The sequence below is a fragment of the Ponticaulis profundi genome, assembly GCF_042659465.1.
GTDB classification, from domain to species: Bacteria; Pseudomonadota; Alphaproteobacteria; order Caulobacterales; family Hyphomonadaceae; genus Ponticaulis; species Ponticaulis profundi.
The window spans coordinates 1-19,400 of sequence record NZ_JBHSSW010000023.1 but is presented as its reverse complement, the minus strand read 5'-3'; the positions used below and the strand labels follow the sequence as shown (position 1 = coordinate 19,400).

The 19,400-nt window shown below is 57.0% G+C and carries 16 protein-coding genes and 5 pseudogenes; 12 read left to right on the top strand and 9 right to left on the bottom strand.

Going from position 1 to position 19,400, the window contains the following annotated elements; all coding sequences use genetic code 11:
- The 3 genes from ACFQDM_RS13605 to ACFQDM_RS13595 all read right to left on the bottom strand — a co-directional run.
- Positions 1-1,134: glycosyltransferase family 2 protein (locus ACFQDM_RS13605; RefSeq protein WP_377379907.1), on the bottom strand; the 1,134-nt coding region annotated here is incomplete at its 3' end.
- Positions 1,135-2,109, bottom strand: coding sequence for a glycosyltransferase family 2 protein (locus ACFQDM_RS13600; protein WP_377379905.1), 975 nt, complete (start codon positions 2,107-2,109; stop codon positions 1,135-1,137).
- 1 nt (position 2,110) lies between these two features.
- The gene (locus tag ACFQDM_RS13595; RefSeq protein ID WP_377379903.1) at positions 2,111-2,653 is read right to left on the bottom strand and encodes a hypothetical protein; all 543 of its coding nucleotides are present in this window, start codon (positions 2,651-2,653) and stop codon (positions 2,111-2,113) included.
- A 767-nt stretch (positions 2,654-3,420) separates the two neighbouring features.
- Here ACFQDM_RS13595 and ACFQDM_RS13590 point away from each other — a divergent pair.
- Both ACFQDM_RS13590 and ACFQDM_RS13585 read left to right on the top strand, forming a co-directional pair.
- A complete protein-coding gene (locus tag ACFQDM_RS13590; RefSeq protein WP_377379901.1) occupies positions 3,421-4,086 on the top strand; it encodes a ParA family protein in 666 nt (221 codons plus the stop codon).
- On the top strand, positions 4,083-4,376 hold the full coding sequence (locus ACFQDM_RS13585) for a chromosome partitioning protein ParB (protein ID WP_377379899.1): 294 nt from the start codon (positions 4,083-4,085) through the stop codon (positions 4,374-4,376). Before ACFQDM_RS13590 ends, ACFQDM_RS13585 begins: the two co-directional genes overlap by 4 nt.
- Positions 4,377-4,378: 2 nt before the next feature.
- On the opposite strand, the gene ACFQDM_RS13580 is transcribed toward ACFQDM_RS13585, so the two are convergent.
- The 3 genes from ACFQDM_RS13580 to ACFQDM_RS13570 all read right to left on the bottom strand — a co-directional run bounded on the left by ACFQDM_RS13580 (position 4,379) and on the right by ACFQDM_RS13570 (position 7,813).
- A complete protein-coding gene (locus tag ACFQDM_RS13580) occupies positions 4,379-5,422 on the bottom strand; it encodes a replication initiator protein A (protein WP_377379897.1) in 1,044 nt (347 codons plus the stop codon).
- Positions 5,423-5,684: 262 nt separating this feature from the next.
- The gene (locus ACFQDM_RS13575) at positions 5,685-7,529 is read right to left on the bottom strand and encodes a type IV secretory system conjugative DNA transfer family protein (RefSeq protein ID WP_377379895.1); all 1,845 of its coding nucleotides are present in this window, start codon (positions 7,527-7,529) and stop codon (positions 5,685-5,687) included.
- A 2-nt stretch (positions 7,530-7,531) separates the two neighbouring features.
- Positions 7,532-7,813 (bottom strand): hypothetical protein, encoded by a 282-nt coding sequence (locus ACFQDM_RS13570; protein WP_377379893.1) that lies wholly within the window; start codon positions 7,811-7,813, stop codon positions 7,532-7,534.
- A gap of 226 nt (positions 7,814-8,039) precedes the next feature.
- Here ACFQDM_RS13570 and mobQ point away from each other — a divergent pair, with 226 nt between their 5' ends.
- The 7 genes and pseudogenes from mobQ to ACFQDM_RS13535 form a co-directional block, all read left to right on the top strand.
- A complete protein-coding gene (gene mobQ, locus ACFQDM_RS13565) occupies positions 8,040-9,317 on the top strand; it encodes a MobQ family relaxase (RefSeq protein ID WP_377379891.1) in 1,278 nt (425 codons plus the stop codon).
- A gap of 18 nt (positions 9,318-9,335) precedes the next feature.
- Positions 9,336-9,647, top strand: a complete 312-nt coding sequence (locus tag ACFQDM_RS13560; protein WP_377379889.1) for a hypothetical protein — start codon at positions 9,336-9,338, stop codon at positions 9,645-9,647.
- Positions 9,648-9,649: 2 nt separating this feature from the next.
- Positions 9,650-10,069, top strand: a complete 420-nt coding sequence (locus tag ACFQDM_RS13555; protein ID WP_377379887.1) for a hypothetical protein — start codon at positions 9,650-9,652, stop codon at positions 10,067-10,069.
- Positions 10,070-10,492: 423 nt separating this feature from the next.
- Positions 10,493-10,735 carry a type II toxin-antitoxin system ParD family antitoxin gene (locus tag ACFQDM_RS13550; RefSeq protein ID WP_377379885.1) on the top strand — a complete coding sequence of 81 codons (243 nt, stop codon included), beginning with the start codon at positions 10,493-10,495 and terminating at the stop codon, positions 10,733-10,735.
- Positions 10,689-10,895: pseudogene (locus tag ACFQDM_RS13545) on the top strand (type II toxin-antitoxin system RelE/ParE family toxin); the annotation flags it as partial. The gene ACFQDM_RS13550 and the pseudogene ACFQDM_RS13545, both read left to right, overlap by 47 nt.
- A gap of 124 nt (positions 10,896-11,019) precedes the next feature.
- Positions 11,020-11,562: a recombinase family protein gene (locus ACFQDM_RS13540; protein WP_377379883.1), complete on the top strand. Its 543-nt coding sequence runs from the start codon at positions 11,020-11,022 to the stop codon at positions 11,560-11,562.
- Positions 11,563-11,843: 281 nt separating this feature from the next.
- Positions 11,844-12,071, top strand: a pseudogene (locus tag ACFQDM_RS13535) (transposase); the annotation flags it as partial.
- A 33-nt stretch (positions 12,072-12,104) separates the two neighbouring features.
- Here the strand turns inward: ACFQDM_RS13535 and ACFQDM_RS13530 are convergent.
- Positions 12,105-13,343 (bottom strand): annotated as a pseudogene (locus ACFQDM_RS13530) (IS3 family transposase).
- Between the two features lie 68 nt (positions 13,344-13,411).
- On the opposite strand from ACFQDM_RS13530, the pseudogene ACFQDM_RS13525 reads away from it, so the two are divergent.
- Both ACFQDM_RS13525 and ACFQDM_RS13520 read left to right on the top strand, forming a co-directional pair.
- A pseudogene (locus ACFQDM_RS13525) lies at positions 13,412-13,591 on the top strand (IS5/IS1182 family transposase); the annotation flags it as partial.
- The gene (locus ACFQDM_RS13520; protein ID WP_377379881.1) at positions 13,588-14,241 is read left to right on the top strand and encodes a hypothetical protein; all 654 of its coding nucleotides are present in this window, start codon (positions 13,588-13,590) and stop codon (positions 14,239-14,241) included. The pseudogene ACFQDM_RS13525 and the gene ACFQDM_RS13520, both read left to right, overlap by 4 nt.
- Before the next feature lie 161 nt (positions 14,242-14,402).
- Here ACFQDM_RS13520 and ACFQDM_RS13515 read toward each other — a convergent pair whose 3' ends face one another.
- Positions 14,403-15,827, bottom strand: a complete 1,425-nt coding sequence (locus ACFQDM_RS13515; protein ID WP_377379879.1) for a hypothetical protein — start codon at positions 15,825-15,827, stop codon at positions 14,403-14,405.
- 50 nt (positions 15,828-15,877) lie between these two features.
- A complete protein-coding gene (locus ACFQDM_RS13510; RefSeq protein ID WP_377379877.1) occupies positions 15,878-18,040 on the bottom strand; it encodes a glycosyltransferase family 2 protein in 2,163 nt (720 codons plus the stop codon).
- A 1,102-nt stretch (positions 18,041-19,142) separates the two neighbouring features.
- On the opposite strand from ACFQDM_RS13510, the pseudogene ACFQDM_RS13505 reads away from it, so the two are divergent.
- Positions 19,143-19,400, top strand: a pseudogene (locus tag ACFQDM_RS13505) (hypothetical protein); the annotation flags it as partial.

Below are 19,400 nucleotides of genomic sequence, written 5' to 3'. Positions count from 1 at the left end.
GTGCCGGCGCGCGCAGCCGGCCCTAATCGCCGCAAATCCACGCGCGGCATCTTGGCCGCGCAAACGCTCGAGCGTGTCCCGGGCAAGCTCGGCGGTGTCTGCCAGCCCGGCTTCCAGCCGGTCCAGCCTGCGCGACAGCCGCGCGTTCTCCCAGCTGGCTAGCTGGCCGCCGACATCGCCGCAACGCAGCCGGTCAGCGACAATCCAAGCCGGATGCCGTGGATCAACCTGAGCCAAGGCCTTGGTCCACAGTACGTTGGGAACTTTAGACAACTGAGCGGCGGCCTCGCGTGCATAGGCGTAAAGGCCGTCCAGCGGCAGGTATCGGTGCTGATGCGCCACGTTTTCGACAAGCCAGCCGATGGCAATCAGGTGACAGGCCTCATCCTGCCCGCGCAGCAGTCCGGTGATCGTGGCGAAATGCGTAAGGAACGCCATCGGCTGTAGGCTGTCCTCCGCCGCTTCAGGGCGGCTGACCCGGCGGTGGCAAACCGTAACGTCGTGAATGGCCAGCGTACGGGCGGCCAAGCATGTGGCCCAGTGAAAAGGGGTTTCTTCTTGGGGCAGATCCCCTTCTGGGAAGCGCAGCCCTTTACCCTGCAGGAAGCTGTGGCGGTAAAAGGTGCGCCACGGCGCGGCGAGCAGCCGAAGCGCATGCCGCCGCACCGCCCCGACGTCGTTACCCCCGGGCGTCATTGCGCCCCATGCGTCCGTGTCGGGGGGAGGGCGCAAAGCTCCCAGCCCCTCGTCGAAGATCTGATAATTGGCGATGGCGATATCTGCCTGCGACAGCGCCAGCCGGCCGCGCAGCTTGGCAAAGCCGCCCGCATCGATCCATTCGCAGCCCGTGACAAAAAAGATCGTCTCTTTCGCAGCCAGCGACAGGCCGATATTGGCAGGAATGCCCATCCCGCCGGGCGTTCTCGCGCCCAGAAGGACCGGCTTCAGCGCGACCTCGGGGTGAAACCCCGCCTGCGCGAGATGCCCGTCAATCATTTCGGATGTGCCGTCGGTCGATCCGTTGTCGATCAGTATCAGCTCGTCACCCGGGCGCGCCACGGCCGCGATCGATACCAGGCAGCGGGCAATGTGGGGCGCGTCATCGCAGCAGGTCAGGATGAAGCTGATCAACATTCAGACGCCCTCATCCAGCATGAACGTGACGAGGGCTTCCGCCTGGCGCGGCTGCCACGCAGAGAAAAGCTGAAAGTCCTCGGGACCGAAACGCGCATAGGTCTCCAGCATCATCTGCGTGAAATCGGGGACGACGTCCGCGTCGATCTGCTCGAGGTTCCAGCGGCAGATATCGTCAGTGAACTGGATGAGCTGGCGCATGTAAATGCGCCGCTGCGGGGCCGCCTGCAGGGTTCCGATCAGTTCGGCGAAGATCTCGCGCAGGCACAGGCGGTCCCGCCCGCGCCGCGTGGACAGGTGGTGGCGGTGCTCCTCGACGACATGGGTCGCGCCGATCCGGGCATCGGCCTGAATGCGCTTGGCCCTGAAGAAGCTGAGCCAATGTAAAAGGATGTCGTTATGGACCAGGGTCTCCGAGCACCGGATCCCGGCCTCGCGCAGGAAATCTGTCCGGTAGATCTTGTTCCACGGATAGCTGCTGATCCCGCACAGCTCGGCTGCCTCGGGTAAGTTCAGCAGGGCCGAAGGGCGATCGCGCAGAACGCGGCTCCAGCGTACCTCTTCGGCGTCGAAAGAGCCCTCGCGGGTCCGCACGCGGCTGTCGCTGTGCCGAAAGATGGTAAAGTCGGGGCTGCCGGCGGCCAGGTGCTGGTGGAAGATGTCGGGCAGTGCAGAGGCCAGGACATCGTCTGCGTCGAAGAACAGCACGTTCTCGGCAGTGACCGCCGCAAGGCCCGCGTTCCGCGCGTGGCCTGCCCCGCGCTGCACGGGTAATCTGAGATAAACCAGCCGCCCGCCGAGATGCTCTTCAGTGAAGCCCAACTGAGCCGGATTGCAGGCCGGGTCCGAGGCGTCGTCTACGACCACGATCTGCGAAAAGATTCCCATCCGGACGATCTGATCCAGCAGCTGGCCCAACTCGTCCGGCAGGTTCCAGACCGGGATGACGATCGCCAAAGACGCCGGATCGCTCATGCTAGACGGCGAAAAAGCGCAGATCGAGAAGCTCGATCTCCAGGGGGCCGGGCGTAAAGAACAGGATCAGGTCGCGCCACTCGGCCTGGCGCGGCAGGTCCGGTGCCGTGTCAATCTCGATCACGTCCAAGTGGGTGGAGGGCGATGCAAAGGAAACCAGTGACTTTCGGAACGGCTGGTCGACGAAATCGCCACCCCGCCCCGAGCGCAGGGTGAAGCGAGACAGCGTAGATTGCGGGGCTGTGCTGCGAACCACCAAACCGACCGCGGCGGCGGCGCCCAGATCCATGGGTCCTAAGGTGATCGTCAGGCATTGCCAAGCCGGGGCGCTGCGCGATCCGCAGGTCAGGCTCAGCGCCAGCATGTTACTCGGCGTGCTGCGATATTTCCCCTTGATCCGCCCGTTCGCGCTGTAGCCGAAGGAAATGCCGTTCAGGATGTGCGTGCGATCCGCGCCGATGGCGCCGCTTGCCTCATGGGCGCGCAGGTTCTGGAGGGTGAACCGCACGTCCGCGTCGGGGCCGAGAAAGAGATTGTCCTGCATCTTCGTCGCTTGCTGGGGCCATGGGCGTTCCAAGGCTTAATAGGGGAAAGGCCGGGGTCTGTCATCCGCTAGCAGCTGTGTCTAGATGACCGGCTCTGTTAGCCAAGGGATGCCTGATTTGAGGATAGCGTTTGCGATGCTGAGTTCCCGCGTCTCGGGATGCCGTCCGGGGCGGCCTAGGGCCGGAAACTCAGGCAGTTTCTCTGCCGCACTCACGACTCCCAATACGCCCTCTCAGCGGCTACCGGATTGTCCAGAGCGATGTAGTCCACGATTCTTTCAAGATCGCGGACTGCAGGTTCAGCAATGACCAGCTGCTTCAACCTGACCAGCCATACTTTACTGCGATCCCGGCAAAGACCTCGCCCGCAGGAGCTGCCTTGCCTTCTCGGGTGGCGGCGATACTGTCTCTGATCCGTTCCATCTGCCAAGTGTTGGCTTCAAGATACTGCTAAGTCGCCTGATTGACGATGTAGTTGCGCGAACGGTCCATCGCGCCCGCCAAAGCGTCGATCTCGGTCACCTTGGTTGTGCGGATCGTGATTGGTTCGGATGTCGCGCGCTGTGGCATGGTGTGCTCCATTGTAATCATCTGTTATTATTTGCGATTACATCATCGTCTGATGCGTACTCCAAGCGTAGTGAGCCGTGCCAGGTCAAATCACCCACCCTTCCTTGCCGCCCTTAAATTACTCAGGTTCTTATTGAATAATCGGATTATTCGTGTTATCCGGTTAATATAGATACCAGATAACTTGAGGACATCCATGCCCACAGTCGTCATAGCGTCTCCCAAGGGCGGGGCCGGGAAGTCCACAACGGCGGTTCTCCTGGGGACAGAACTTGCTCACGCAGGCGCAAACATTGTCATGCTGGACTGCGACCCGAACCAGTCTTTGACTTTATGGGCAGACCGTGGGCCGCTGCCCGATCGGATCAGTGTTTTGTCGAGCGTCAGAGAATCCGACATCGTGAAAACCATCAAGCGACACGATACTGACGGCCAGATAGTGATTGTTGACTTAGAAGGGGTGGCATCCCGACTTGTTTCCCGCGCGATTTCGCAGGCCGATCTTGTCATAACGCCAATGCGTGCCACTACTCTGGACGCAACGATCGGTGTCCGCGCCCTGCAACTCATTTCGGAAGAGGAAGAGGCGCTGAACCGGAAGATCCGGCATGCTGTCGTCTTCACTATGACGAAGGCCATCAGGTCCAAGCAGCACAGCGGAATCGCCGGATCACTGGCAGAGCAGGGGGTGGATTTGATCAACCCCCCGCTGATGGAACGTGCAGCCTTCTCAGCGCTTTTTGAGTTCGGAGGCGACCTGCATACCATGCCTGCGCAAGGCAACATGGAGGGCGCTATCGAGAACGCAGCGCAGTTTGCGCAGGCGGTCTATCAACGACTGGCCGGGGAGGGGGGAGAATGACTGGCAAGCCATTCAACATCGACCTTGGCCGTCTGAAGACACGCGAAAAAGACAGAAGTGCGCAGGCTGTTGAGAAGACCGACAGGGCAGGTGAAGAGCTGGGCTTTGTTGCGCGTGAGCCTCAGAAGAAGCGCGGACGGAAGCCAAGTCCCCGCACCGGCCAGGTGCATGCAAAGGTTATGCCCGGAATTTCAGAAGAAATTGCCCACGAGGCGAGACGCAGGGGCGTTCAGCAAGGAGTCATCATCGAAGAGGCCTGGAAGTTATATAAAGAAAAATCCGGTATTTAAGATTATCCGGTATTTTTTTTGTTCTGCATCCACTTCCGGCAGAAGCCCAGGAACGCTGCTTCAGGATTGCGCGGTGTTTCGGGCAGCCACTGCCGCCATTCCCGTTCAAGGTAGTGAACATCATGGCCGGGCGCGAGCATGCGCGCGGTCTCGTAGACATCAGAATCAAGTTGCGGTGCTACAGCTTGCGGAAGGACCGCTTTGACGTTCTGCCGGTTCGTGAAAAGAACCGTGTCCTCTTGCTCGTCCATTTCTATGGAATAGTCGGGCATATGGTCGTGCGACTGGTCTTCGCGGATAATGTTCATAACCAGGCGCCGGAACTCGCGCAGCGTGGAGTTTGAGCCGCATTTCTTCTGAAGAAGTGACAGGCCAATCCGCCATTCCTTTTGAGCGCCACAATGCTTGCGGGCAATCTCATAAATTCGGCGTTCGAGAGGTTTTCGGAGACGGAAATAATCGCGATGAAGAGTCAGCACTTCCTTGGACCGGATCGCATTGAACACCCAGTCCGAAAGCTTGACCTCGACTTCCTGCATCCGCCCGTCACGCGTTTCCCGGACAACCTCGGCGCTTTCGATCAGCCCAAATGTCCGGAACACTTCCTGACCGCCCGTTATAATATTGGTACTGATCCGCGTACCAGCCAGCCGCTCTAAAGCTGCTTTCAGCTGAGCATACCCCGAACCAGCTGTGTTCCGGTTGGTTGCCACAAGCATGTCGAACGCCCGGAAGCGAACCGCTTGCGACACCCCCTTGCCCTCATTGATAGCTGTCATGAGCTGACTGATGCAGTAGATCAAAATATCCCTGTCATGGACCGTCGCTAGCCCATCCACGGAAGGCTTGATCGCAATCTTGATGCCGTTGTGCTCGTACTCACGAACGCGCGTATCCGGCTTGGTCGAAAGCGAAAATATTGGATGTTCCATCGAGGCCATGTCAGCCTTCGGAACAGCATCAAAGATATCGCAGACGAAGAAATCACCTTGCGGATACCTGTCAGGCAGAAGGGGGGAGCGGTTAATCGCGCTCTCGTCAGACAAAGCAAAATCCTTTCGTACTTTCACACACAGTAAGACTGAATGAGTGAGAAGTCACGATGATTCGTACTTTCACACACAGGCACAGAGCTTTCGTACTTTCACACACGTTCTTTCGTACTTTCACACACGTTCTTTCGTACTTTCACACACGGTGGTATTAAAATACTAATTCCTTATCAATCTCTTAAGGGTCATTTTTTTTGCTTAACACATCTTTAACACATCTTTAACACTGCCGGCCTGTGGATAACTTGAAAAATGCTCAGTTCAGCGGGTTCTGATCGAATCTTCCGCGGTAGGTCTTGCTCTTGAAATACAGGTTCTGCTTCGCCTTGAGCGGGCTCCGGTTACCCACCAGCAACAAGAGATCGTCAGCCTTCATGTTGGTGATCTGCTCCGCCGTCATGAGCTTCTGACGCTGCTCCGAGTAAGAAAAATCCCGACCCTCGTTCGGGGCCTTGCCCTCTCGAATTTGCTGAGAATAGACAGTGCTTTCCCCAAAGTGGCGCGCAGCCCATTCGGCGGTTTCGATGTCGTTGAGGTTAAAGACGCGCTTGGTGATGCAGGAGCCGAAGATCGAGCGGGCATCATTCGGCCCATAGGCCTTTTCGACCTGGCCCGTGTCTTGGGTGACAAACAGTGCTTCGACACCGGCCCCTGCGGCGACGTTAGCAATGTTCATGATCTGCTCCATGCGGCCCATCCGCACAAATTCATCGAGAGCCAGAAGGATTGGAGCCTTGACCTTACGCCGCCCGTCCTGGCGCACGACGGTGCCTAGGACGAGATTGATAAACAGGCGCATGAAGATCGCTTGCTTATCCACCTGGTCGAGCGGCACCGCAATAAAGAGATCGACCCGATCATCGAGAAGATCATCCATGCGGAAGCTGGACTCGGCCAGGAAGTGGCGCATGTTGTCGGACTGCATCCACTCAAAAGCTTTTGAGACCGCTGTCTGAATCGACCCACGTTCTCGGTCACCTGCGCGCAGAATGGTTGCGGCAGTCTGGGCAGGGCGGTGACCGACAAGATCACCATTTTCAGCCCAGGCCTCAAGCGTGCCGTCGAGGTTTGCTGACAGAAGCAGATCGGCGACGGCGATCAGGTTGCGCCGGTTCGGTTCTTCTTGCGTCACGATTACTTCGATCGCCGCCGCGACCAGCTGGCGGGCCATTTCCGAGAAATGCGCACCGTCGCCTTGTTCCGGTTTGACCAGGCCGTCCGCAACCAGGGCCACGTCTCGCGCTAACTCGTGGGGCCGGATGTAGTCGAGCGGGTTGAACTGATCCTGTCCGTCCTCGACGAGGCCGAAGGGGTTGAGGACCGCCACCTTGCGCCCGAGCTCTTCGCGGTGGCGGCGCGTAACGGCGAAATTCTCGCCTTTGATGTCAAGGACGACGACCGGCCCCTGGTGATCGAGGATCGCCGGGATCACGGCGCTAACGCCCTTGCCGCCGCGTGTGCCGGAGACGACGAGGTGATGACCACCACGCCATCCCTTCGCATCGTTCTTGACGTAGCGCAGGAGCTTACCCTTGTGCAGGGCGAGGGGCAGGCCGGTCTTGTTGCGCACAAGCTGAGCAATGTCGCGCGGCTCCATCCATCCCGCCTGCCACGGGCCGGTGCGGGATTTGCGGTTACGCCCAATACGCGGATTGAAAATCGCCGCCAGCGGAGCGCTGAGAGCGAAGGCTACCCCAAAGGCTCCAAGCCCAAAGGAGATTGCCATGGCCTGTTGCTGAGGCTCTGAATATCGGTTCAGCCCCTTCAGGCCTTCCCAGATTGCACGGGGGAGAGGCCGGCCAGCGCCTGTCCATGCTTGGACTGTCGCCAGCATGTCGCTGAGCGGCCCTCTGAGGGGCCACAAGGCGGTAAGGGCGGCTGCGCACAGGCAGAGCCATGCGAGGAACTTCAGGGGCCATCTCAGGCGCTCTGCAGCTGTCCCGAGGGTGTCGAGGATGGTGGCCACGGCGATGATCGGGAAGGCATAGGTGGTCACCGGGTAAATCGCGACCGCTTGCGGGGCGAGGATCAGGGCGGCAGCGGCCAGGATCACAGCGCCGATCATGATCACCCAGTGGCGGGCTTCCAGAACAAAGCTCATGACTAGTCCTCTTGCGGGTCAGGAAACAGAATCTGCCAGAGCCCCCGGTTACGGTCCCGTTGGGTGAGGCGGTCTGGCAGATCGCGCAACACGATGCTCCGAAGAGCGGGTTCGGCGCTCAAACGGTCGAAGACCAAAGTGCCTAGAAGCCATTTGAGGCGGTCTTCGTCCTTCTTTTGAGAGTGACGTCGCCGGGCATCGAGCGCTGCGATCTGAGCGTCGAGTTGGGCTTTCTTGGCGGTCAGTTCTTTGATCCGGTCGTCGGTTAGTTGGCTCTGGGACATGGGGAACCCTGTGGCAGTTAGTCAACCCTAAGAAGAAGAAAGAAGATTGAAAAGATCTAAATGCGCGCTTATACGTTGTCTTCGACAACGTGCGCGTCCTCATGGGGCTTCGCCCCGCGCCGGACGGCTTCCCCCAAGGCGGCAATGCCGCCTGACGAGGGTCTCGACCCTCGCGCTCCCGACCAGCGCTGCAGGCGCTGGACCCTGTTTGGAAAGAGACCGAGACGTGGCGATCTATCATCTCAGCGCAAAGGTGATCAGCCGGGCGGGTGGCCGGTCTTCCGTCGCGGCGGCCGCCTACCGTTCGGCGGGACGACTGCGGGATGATCGCCAGGGCACGGAGCACGACTACAGCCGCAAGGGCGGTGTCGTGCATTCTGAGATCATGGCCCCCGAGAATGCACCTGACTGGATGCGCGATCGCGACCAGCTCTGGAATGCGGTCGAGGCGGTCGAGAAGCGCCGTGATGCGCAGCTTGCCCGCGAGATCGAAGTAGCCCTTCCCCGTGAGCTTGATCGGGGCGAGCGCCTGGATCTGTTGCGCGGTTTTGTTCAGCGTGAATTTGTTGATCGCGGCATGATCGCGGATGTGGCCATTCACGAGGGTAAGGCCCGTGATGGCCATGGGCAGCCTCATGCGCATGTCATGCTGACCATGCGGGAGCTGACCGGCGATGGCTTCGGGAAGAAGGACCGCGGCTGGAATGCGCCGGATCTGCTGATGGGCTGGCGCGAGGCCTGGGCGCGAGATGCGAACACGGCCTTTGAGCGGGCCGGTCGGTCAGAGCGGATCGACCACCGGTCCCTTGAGGTTCAGCGCGCCGAAGCCGAGCAACAGGTCGAGCGCGCGCGGGGGGGCGGACAGGAGGAGCTTGCGCTTGAACACGAGAAGAAGGTGGTGGAGCTCACCCGCGAGCCTGAGCCAAAAATTGGGCCATCGGCCAATGCTCAGGAAAAGCGCGGGATTGTCACGGAGCGCGGCGAGGCTTTCCGCGCGGCTCAGGCCCGCAATGCACAACGCCAGGAGCTGGGCTGGCGGCAGTTGGAATTGCGGCTTGAGCTGATGGAGCGGGGGCGCGCCTTCATTGCCACTGCACGCGAGCGGCTGGATCAGCTTTGGGGCCGCGTCGAGGCGGCGATGTCACGGATCAAGGAGAGGGTTATGGGTGAGGTCGAGAGGCCGCAGGTAGGTGCCGACCGGGGCAACATGGATGAGCGCCGGGCGGCGGTGTTGGGGCGCGACGTTCATCGGCCTGAGGTGCAAGCGCTGGACATCGGGCGTGAGAGGGTTGCGCCCGACGATCCAGACCGAGATCGGCGGGATGCCATCCTTGGGCGGGCACGTAACGCCGGGCAGGCGCGGGATGTTCCTGCGGTAGAGCGAGACATTGCGGCCCGTGGCGCTGAGAGCCGTAACCAAGGGCGGCGGGATAATATTTTCGGGCGTTCGCGTGATGCGGGCCAAGCGCGTGGACAGGGTCAGGATCGCGACAGAGAGCGCTAAAAACGGAAGGAAAACTACATGAAAAGCTTGCAAGAGATCACCGCTGAACTTCGGAAGCGCAGTCCTATCGATGCTGCTGAATTCTCCCGGATGTCGGGTCCTGTGCTGAGTGTATCCTTGATCCGCTTGGCCCTTGAGAGCATCAGCGGCAAGGAGGGTTGGGACGGATATCGATACTACTGCGATGTCATTGAGCGTTGTGGTTGCCATCCAGAAGAAGGTGCCTCTGAATCGCTGATGCTTGCCTATGAGAAAGCGCGGCAATTGGTCGTCGCTGAGCCGAAGAATAGAGTTGAGCTGGATGCCATGCTCGAACAGGAGGCGCTTTGAACATGCAAGTGGATGATCGTGAACCCTTCATTTTTCCTGATGGGCGGACTGCCTTGATCAAGTACACGTTCGTGGTGTCTCCTGACCAGCCAGGGCTTGGGCGTCATGGGCTGTTTCGGCCCGACGCTGGAAATGTTCTATGGCAGAACGGGGCGGAAGAACCCTGTCTGCTGTTCGGCGGTAGTGCGAAGGTGCTCGAAAATTTGTGTGAAAATGCAGCCCTTCTACCCTGCGTACCCGTGCGGCAGAAGGCGCATCAAGCATATCTGAAAGCGCGCAAATATCTCTGGAGTGAGATGGTAGGACGCGTGGTCGCGGTCAAAGGTGGTGGCAAGGCCGAGAACAATATTTGGGTTGTCGGCATCGAGGAGAGCTCGACGGTGGAATTCGAGATCATGCTGGCGCGAGAGCAAGTCAGCTGACTTTTGTACGGCAACGCCCCCAACAGTTTTGCCGAGGGCAAGTGACGTTGATGGATGCTGCTTGAAGTCTAGCCGGCTCGCGGAAGAGCGGTCCGAAGCGGTTCATCACCTCGTCGTGTTTAGCTACAGAATGATGAATGTCAGGAAGACTAAGGGCATTCTTCAGGTCAAATGTCATAGCCAAAATCGTACATAGACGCATGTTCAGTGCCAAGCGCCATCGCCTCAAGATCGCCAATATTTCCTGGGCAAAAACGGTCGTTTCTGGCCTGATAGATCTAGGTCATGAAGCCTCAGCCACTTAGCTGGGAAAAAATCCCCTCCCAATACGGCTCTAGTTTTGTCACAGTTATGTCCATCCAGACTGGACAGGGTTGGCAAAGATTGCCATCATTGCTCGATCCAGATCCAGTGGAGGAGCAGATGGCCACGATGAATGTCTCGATACCCGATCCAATGAAGGCTTGGGTTGAGGAACGGGCACGCGGAGGTAGCTTCAGCAACGCCAGCGACTATGTCCGACACCTGATAAGACGGGATCAGGAGCGCAGCCAGGCGCTAGAGCAGCTCCAAGCGGTCATCACGGAAGGCTTCCAAAGCGGTGAGCCACGTCCCTTTGATGCGACAGCATTCAAGGCTGGGATGCGCAGCAAGCATGGGGAATGACTTTAGGTATACGTTGAGACTTGCTCCCCGGGCTAAGGCCGACATGGAAGACATCTGGCTGTACGGAGTAGCGGAGTGGTCACTAGAGCAGGCGGACCGATACATCGACGGGATCACGGCAGTGTTTGACCTTCTCTGTGCAATGCCTGAGCTCGCCCGAGAGCGCGCCGAGTTCATCCTTCCGGCTCTCATCTCATCGTCTACCGCACCATGGGCGACCACCTCGATGTCCTACGCATCCTCGGTGGGCGTCAGAACTGGCAGAGGCTCTTGGAGGTGCTCGAATGATCCTTGGCTATGCCCGGGTGTCGACTGTGGATCAGAACCTGGACAGCCAGCGCGATGCGTTGGCTGCAGCCGGGGCAGAGCGGATCTTCGCAGACGCCATCTCCGGCACGGTGCGAACCCGTCCTGCACTGGATGAGCTGCTGAGGCAGCTTCGGATTGGCGATGTGATCGTTGTCACCAAGTATGACCGGCTGGCGCGCAGCCTGAAGGACCTCTTGGAACTCGTCGACCAAATCAAGGCGCGCGGGGCGGGCTTTCGTTCCCTGGCGGAAGACATCGACACGACCACGCCAGCCGGACGGCTGATCTTCCATGTCTTCGCCTCGATCGCCCAGTTCGAGCGGGAGCGGATCTCGGAGCGAACCCGGGAGGGCCTGGCAGCCGCAAGGAAACGAGGTCGGGTGGGAGGTCGTCCTCCTGCCTTGTCATCTGCCCAGAGGGTCGAGGTGAAGCGGATGCGGGATGAAGAACAGCGTCCCTTGCCGGAGATCGCTCAGCTCTTTCGGGTCAGCACGAAGACAATCCGAAGGGTGACGTGACTTTTCGAATGAAGGAGCGCCGCAGACCAAAAGAACACGCAGGTCCGAAGGTCTAGGCTCGCAGCCGAGATATCCAAGTCGTGCTTCGCTATCTTGAACTGCTGCCGGTTTTCTGGACAGCAGGTTAAGCTAGCATGGCGCGTGCCTCAAACTCCATTGGGCTGAGGTAGCCCAGTTTTGCATTGCGGCGCCGCATTCCGCCAGACCCGCAACATTAGCCCCGAGGTTACTGGAGGCGGCGTTGCTAGGGGCGGTGATGCGGCGTTCTAGGTCAGCGTGCCGCGAACGTCCTGCCCGACCTGCTCAGCCAGATCCCCGCAGGCGAAGAGATCGGCAGCGTCACCGCTAACGGCGCCAATGATACTCGCAAGTGCCATGATGCGATTACTGACCGCGGCGCCCACACCGTCATCCCGCCCCGCAAGAACGCGAAGCCGTGGAAGACCGTCATCGCTGGAGCAGTCGCCAGCAACGAGACCCTGCGGGAGTCGAAATATCTCGGCCGTTCTGGCCTGCCCCTATCGGGTGGTCCGGTTTCAGTCTTAGTGCATTACGGGTCTTGGCGTTATGGCTGGGGTGGCCGGCGAAGCGGCTCCGGATGGCGAAGCCGGCCACTGGATGGCCTCGGGAGCTGGCGGGCGATACCCCAGTGATGAGTGTGGGCGCTTGGTGTTGTAATGGCGGCGCCAGCTCTCGATGATAATCTTCGCCTCAGCGAGGCTGTAGAAGATCTCCCCGTTCAGCAGCTCGTCGCGGAGCTTGGAATTGAGGCTCTCACAGTAACCGTTTTCCCAAGGAGATCCCGACTCGATGGAGGCGGTCTTCGCGCCGACGGCGACGATCCATTCCCGTACCGCCTTGGCGATGAACTCCAGGCCATTGTCGGACCGTATATGATCCGGCACGCCGCGCAGGATGAAGGGATCGGACAAGACGTCGATGACGTCGGTCGATCGGAGCCTCTGGTCGACCCGGATTGCCAGGTACTCCCGGCTGAACTTTCGTCTATGGGATTGAGCATGCGGAACTTCCTTCCATCGTGGGTCCGGGCTTCGACGAAGTCGCAGGACCAGACATGGTTCGAACGCTCTGGCCGCAGACGGATGCATGACCCGTCGTTCAGCCAGAGCCGACCCTTCTTTGGTTGCTTTTGTGGCACCTTCAGCCCCTCCCGCCGCCGTCGGACGCATGCGTCCGACCCCTCGACCCGTTTCACGTTCACCGCCCAACCGGCCTCGCGCAGAAGGGCGTCGCCGGTGTTCGCTCGGACCAGTGGCACAACCACCGGCAACTCCGGCAGTATCCGTAGCGCCCATATTGCGAGGCGAGCGCGATGATGTCGGCCGTCAGGGCGCCTTTATCGGCCCGTCCGCTCGGCACTTTCCGCTGTGTCGAGCGATGCTGCCCGAGCACGCGACAGGCGAGCCGTTCCGAGATCCGGAACTTCTGCCTGACATGCTCGATGCAAGCACGGCGGCGGGCGGGGCTCAGAAGTTTCCCGATGCGTTCGGCCCATGGGCCTCACCCCGAAGGATGAGCTTCTCGAGCGTCAGGTCAGAGACGGCCTTCCGGAGCCGCTCATTCTCCTTCTCCAGCTCCTTCAATCGCTTCACTTGGTCGGTTTTCAGCCCACCGAACTCCTTGCGCCACCGATAGTAGGTGAACTGCGTCACGCTGATCGACCGAACGGCTTCGGCCACCGACTGGCCTTGCGACACCAACACGTCAACCTGCCGGAGCTTGGCGACGATCTCCTCCGGCTTGTGCTTTTTCTGGGGCATTCCTGCATCCTCCAAATGGCTCAAAAGCCATACCTTAGGGAGGACCACTTTTCAGGGGGCAGACCACTGCGATCTGGCGAAAATGGAGCGGAGACCATCGACGAAGCCGTGTCGAAATGAAGATGCACTGCATGAAACTGCTCCGGCAGCGCCTCATGGACCGACAGGTGCCGGAGGTCCAGATCCGAATTGCCGTCATGACCGGCTACGCCGCACTTGGCATCCATATCACAGAAACAGTGAGATGAATCTGTTCGGGGAAGGGGGAACAACCTCGGCCATCAGAGGCTTTGTACAACAGCGCCGTGGCAAGCGTACTGAGATGCGCAAATGCTCTGTCATTCTTAGAGTTCAGACAATAAGAACGAACGGCACCAACTACTTGACGAGCTGCCATGATCTAACGATCTATCAGCAGCACCGGACTGGCAGGGCTGCAGATGCGAAACAAAAACGAGACAAAAAGCGAATGGAGGCTGAAGTGATTGATCGAGCAGCAGATGCCTCAGAACTAGAGCAACAAGGCGCCAGAGCCGGCGGCGTGGACGATGCCTCACTTCGCCGACAGATCGAATCTGACAAAGCAATACAAAACCTAGCAGAAAAAATTGACAACTTAGAAAAGAACTTGACCTCTGCGCAGGATCTTGCCGCGCAGCGGACTCAGGAACTAGAACAACTAACAAGATTCTTGGAAGAGAAAAATGCATTGAAAGCAGATTGCTCCGAGCTTCAGGAAGCCGATCGCTTGTTAGATGAAAGAGAACAAGAGCTGCTGAAGATGCGCAGAAATCTGAATGCTGCGCAAATTCAACTACGAGAAATCAAATCAAGCACGTCTTGGCGCATAACCGCCCCGATACGCCGCATAAAGACTGCGCTTCTATCCCTGAAATAAAGAACCTGTTTGGGGCGCGATTACAGCTAGTTCGGTGAGTTATAATTAATCAGTGAAGACTTCAGCGGCATGGAACTGATCGTTACCACAATATCTTTGGGTATTTTTTCTGCGAATGGGAGGGGGTGTTGTTTTCACCCCTCCTCCATTCCTACCTCTATCTAAACCACAGGGATTTGTTGTAAGCCGGGCGCCAATGAGTGAGCACTCAATGCAGTTGCCTCTCGCGATTTACGCAATTCGTAATCCATACCCAAAAAAGTATCAAAGAGCAGTCGTGAATTGTATCCAGTTATTCCGATTATTGCAATGTCTGCTTCCGACATGGCTACGCTGCCCCAAGTACCCATCCTGTGCTCCCAGTAGAACATGTCATTTACATCCCGACCCAAAAAGAACTCTCTATCAAATGAGGTGGTGTCTATAAACTCAGAGAACGCCGTTCTAGTAAGGTCTGACCCGCCATTAATATCGTATGTGCGGGAAAGTTCAGCGGCCGACCCTTCGCGGATACGATGAGAACTGTCTTGATAAAACCCCCTAAGTATCTCCCCTCCAAAACCCCTAACGAAAATTGAATTATCGTAGTCCTTATTTAAAGCTACCATTGGCTTTAGCCATGCAGAGGTTGGCCCGCGATAACATGCCGTGGCCTCTCTAAACGCCACAGATAAGTTATCTCCGACAACGTTCAACCTTGGTGAACTTAACTGCCAAATATGGACATTTTGCCCGTAAAGATCGGCAATAGCCTTAGCTGCTTCGGAGTCCTCCGATTTCGACTGAGTTCCATCTTTGCTGCGGACCCACGTGAAAAGTTCCGGTTTGAGGTCATGTAAGGCAGCATACAAACCCCGACTATCATTGCCACCGGTCAAGCCCATAAAAACATGGCTTTCTTGGTCCTTCAAGAAATGTTTCAGCGCCGCCAAATGCTCCGTGAGCTGTTCGGCAGCCTCATTAATTGAAGAGGTGCTACTGAGCTGTTCACGAGGCCAATAACGCCGCACCTCCATTCTTAGCGTAGTGATGGATGTATTGGGTGTAAGCTGGCGTATCTCATCGAATGGCGTCCAGTTGCCAGGAAGGTACTTAACATCCTTCTCCTGATAGTTTTTGGACGTCAGGAATGGAATGAAATAGTCCCCGTAGCGCAGACCAAGACAATCCGCGATGAGCCCGGCGTGGGAGGAAATAACCCGTTCTGACTTGTGGTAGAAGACGGATCGTGATCCGATTGCGTCATGGAAGATTTCCCACGTGCAATTGTTGCAGACGAGCAACGCAAAGCGCCCAGCTAGTTCATCTAACAAATTAAGCAGCTGGAGCCTTTGGCTTGCTACCTTTAAAATAGATTCGGCTATCTCGCTCGAACCGAAATGCGCCGCTTTCGGGTTGAAGCAATGTCCAATAAGAACCACTGTGGAAGAGGCGTTGGTACGAGCAGTGACTTTGGCTGACGGATGATAGAAGAGCCTGGCTCCCGCGGGCGAAATCATATTCCAACCCGAAGGCGTCTTAGCCTCTATCGAGTGCTCCTGTGTGAACAGAAAGCCATTTCGATAACGAATCTCTTCTAGCATCATGATGCATTTTCCAACCTGTTGATATTCGCCTTGGTGTACGACGAGCAGTTTTAACTACTTCTTTTGGTTTCGCATAGTGAGCCCGATTCTGGTTCGGCGGCGTGAACCGTATTACTAGCATCAATCAAGGCGATCGTTTTATCGAACCCCCAAGACTTGATGTCTGCAGCATTAAATTTCCGATTTTCTCCGTCTTGCAGCACCACAGCTTCTGTACCGAACCATGAGGTGGCATTCGATATCGCCTGCGTCGCTTGATCGCGAAAACCAATGGTTGACATGTGATCATCCAGGCTTGATTCGCAGCAGATAATAACTTCTTTTGGATGGATACTGGGAAGATAGCGTAATCTATGTAATAGGCACTCCACACCAAGCACGACAAGTGTGTCGGTAGTAACCTGCTCGCCAAACGTAAGAATAGGTACTTTGCGCAAACTCAGAGCGTCCCGGGCAAAAAAAGCCATTCTTTCTACGCTATCATGAGAGGGATTGTACTCAAATATCTCGAAGTAGGCGTGCGCTTCGTTGTCTTTTGATGCTGCGTCTAGTATTTTCAATGTTGGCGTCAATTTCTGCGCGGGCCCTCGTAGATCGGCGGCCACAACGACCTTCATATTCCGATGCGCTGCATCTTTATTTAATCGTGCCGGCAGCATTGAATTTGGAACCAAAAATGGGCGCTTGGACTGATCTCCATCGTATTTCAACTCGCAGTCAGATTTCGCTCTATAATGGTTTTGCGCGTGTAGATACTCCCTTCGCGCGCCAAAATAGAAGCCGTTCATGCCCAGCACTGCGTCAGCAACGATGGATGTATTGGAGTCTCGCTGGAAAGAAAGCGGTCCTCCTGGAATGTTAACAACAGATTCCGCACCAAAACGCTCTCGAATTCGTCGTATGAGCTCACTGTCACCGGAAAACCTAACTGTATCCCAGTAGCCAAGGCGGTCTTTGATTGGCTGACGGCGGAACATAAAGGATGAGATGTTTGCATTTATAAAGTTTCCCCCGCCGGTCCAACGAGTGAAGCTTAGATCGGAAAATGCTCTTGCCTGCATGGTTGTGCTACCCATGACCCTCAAATTCGCCTCCATAAAGCGGACTTGGGTTTCGATTTTCATAGGATGCGACCAATCGTCCGCGTCGTGAAGCGTGACATAGACTCCCCGAGCCTCATCCAGGCCGCGATTTCTTGCGACATAGGCTCCGCCGTTGCGATCCATCTGTAAGACGCGTATCCGATCATCCCCTGCGGCATAAGACTGCGCGACGCGGATCGTATCGGCATCTGGAGAGCAATCATCTAAGACGATAATCTCGAGATTTCTCCACGTCTGCTCCTGTAGCGATCGCAGCGCAGTGGGCAATGTCTCGGCAGCGTCGTAGGCTGCGATCAGAACCGTAACCAGCGGACCATCATCGACCGATCTAAGGGTTCTCGCAGCCGTCATTCGATCGTATAATGGGCGGCCATGGTCTGGGATCAGCGCTATGGGTTCTACTTCGGAGAGCTCCAATGCACGGTTGACGTAGCGAAGCTTCTCTTGTGGCTCGTCAGCAAGATTTGATACAGCAAGAAGAAGATCTGGACTGATTTCGCCGCGAGCTCGCGCAGTGTCAAACGCAACTCTTGCATGTGATTTGTTACCTAAAAAAACGTGACAAAGAACTTCCGTTGTCGCCAGCTTCCGCCGGAAGTCCAGGTCAGGGGCATCTCGACGCGCTGCGGGCAAGAGGGAGAGCGCTTTCTGGTATCCAACCTCTGACTTTTCTCTCATAAACCACAGAGCAAGTTCCCTGGTGGCGTGCGCCCGAGCAAGCGCATCAGTCGATTCAGCCGCTAAGACCGCCAAATCTACTAGAGGCGCATCGGTGAATCCAAGAGATAGAAGTGACGTCCGTAGCCGCGCGACACGCCGAAGATCTTTGCTTCTCTTGAACCCTGATTTTGCATAGCGGAGAGCCTGACCGTATAGCGCATAATGTACCAATGCGTTTAGGCCGCTTGCGGCTGCGTCAGGATGTGACTCAAGGTAAAATGAAGTGTCGAAGTGCTTGCCTGGATTGCGCCCCATCGCGGCACCGTAGCGTAGGTAGTGCGCCGCAGGATCCATTCCTACTGCAGCAACGTCTGGATACGTCTCGAGGTACCAGCGTCCATGGACCTCTCCAGTCCGCTTGATCAACTTGACTTGTTCGCCGAACCGCATTCTTCATCCAATCTTGCACTTCGATGCCCTCCATCTACGCTATCGTGATAGAATTCAGCAACCAGCTTGAGAGGATGAGATTTCTGATGCTCGTTAGGAAAAGCGTCCTTGGCAGCAACGACGTGCTAGAGACAATCAAGCTGACGGCAGAGACGTCTCGCGGCCTCCCGTCGGTACAATTGATCTTTCAGCACAGTCGTCCATGCTCTGATACGTCTTTGATACTACCTAATGCAATTCCTGCCGTTGGTGAAGAAACTTGAGAATAATAATACACGCAGGCACGCATAAAACTGGCACAACAAGTATCCAAAAGGCGCTCGAGCTAAACCGAGGCCACCTTCTCAGGAATGGTGTTAGCTATCCTAGCTCAACCTTATATCCCTACACGCATCATCGGTTTTCGCACGATGTGACTGGCGATGACCTCCATAGTTTGGAAAAGGCGCGGGATTTTGCAGAGGCTTCCGTTTTGAACGCTCGCCGAAATGTGGATACGATAGTCTTCAGTGCTGAGCCTATATACCGCCATATCGATGGCGGAAGGGCGTGGCAAGAATATTCCCGTATCTCTAATTATTGGGAGAAAAGACTGGTTTATCTTAATAGGCTTAGCGGTATGTTTCCCGAGGTAGGTACTGAAGTACTTCTCTACTTCAGGAACTCCGATAGCTTTTTGAGATCTCTTCGCCATGAGCTTGTCAAAACTGGCGTTTGGGATGACAACCGGCAAGGTTTTGATAAGGCCTACTCAGTTTTGGTTGATTACGATAAGCAACTTGACGTATTCCGAAGTGCCTTCAAGAAAGTAACTGTATTCAGTTACGAAAAATGCACGTCCGAGAACCAAGACAACTCTATCCTTCAGTCTTTTTTTGATTTTGTTGGAACGACTTTGCCTGGGCGAAGCTCTTCAATTTGGGAGAACTCTAGTTCATAGTCGCTATCTAGCCGTGGCGGAAAATTGTGGGATAGTAGGCTTGGCGGGAGGATAGCCGGGCCTCTCTATCGATGAGGCAACTGGGCTTTGATGATCTGACCGCCCCCCGACGGCATCTGTGTGCCAGGGTGGGTCTGTAATGATCCACAAAGGGGAGCGGTCATGTCTAAGATTATCACGGTCGGGCTCGATCTGGCGAAGAATGTATTTCAGGTCCATGGGGCTGACGGCGCAGGCCGAGCCGTTCTGCGCAAGAAGTTGCGACGCGCGCAGGTGCTGGAGTCATCGCCTGCGAGCGGCCAATCAGTCGTGGTGCCGGCGCGCGCAGCCGGCCCTAATCGCCGCAAATCCACGCGCGGCATCTTGGCCGCGCAAACGCTCGAGCGTGTCCCGGGCAAGCTCGGCGGTGTCTGCCAGCCC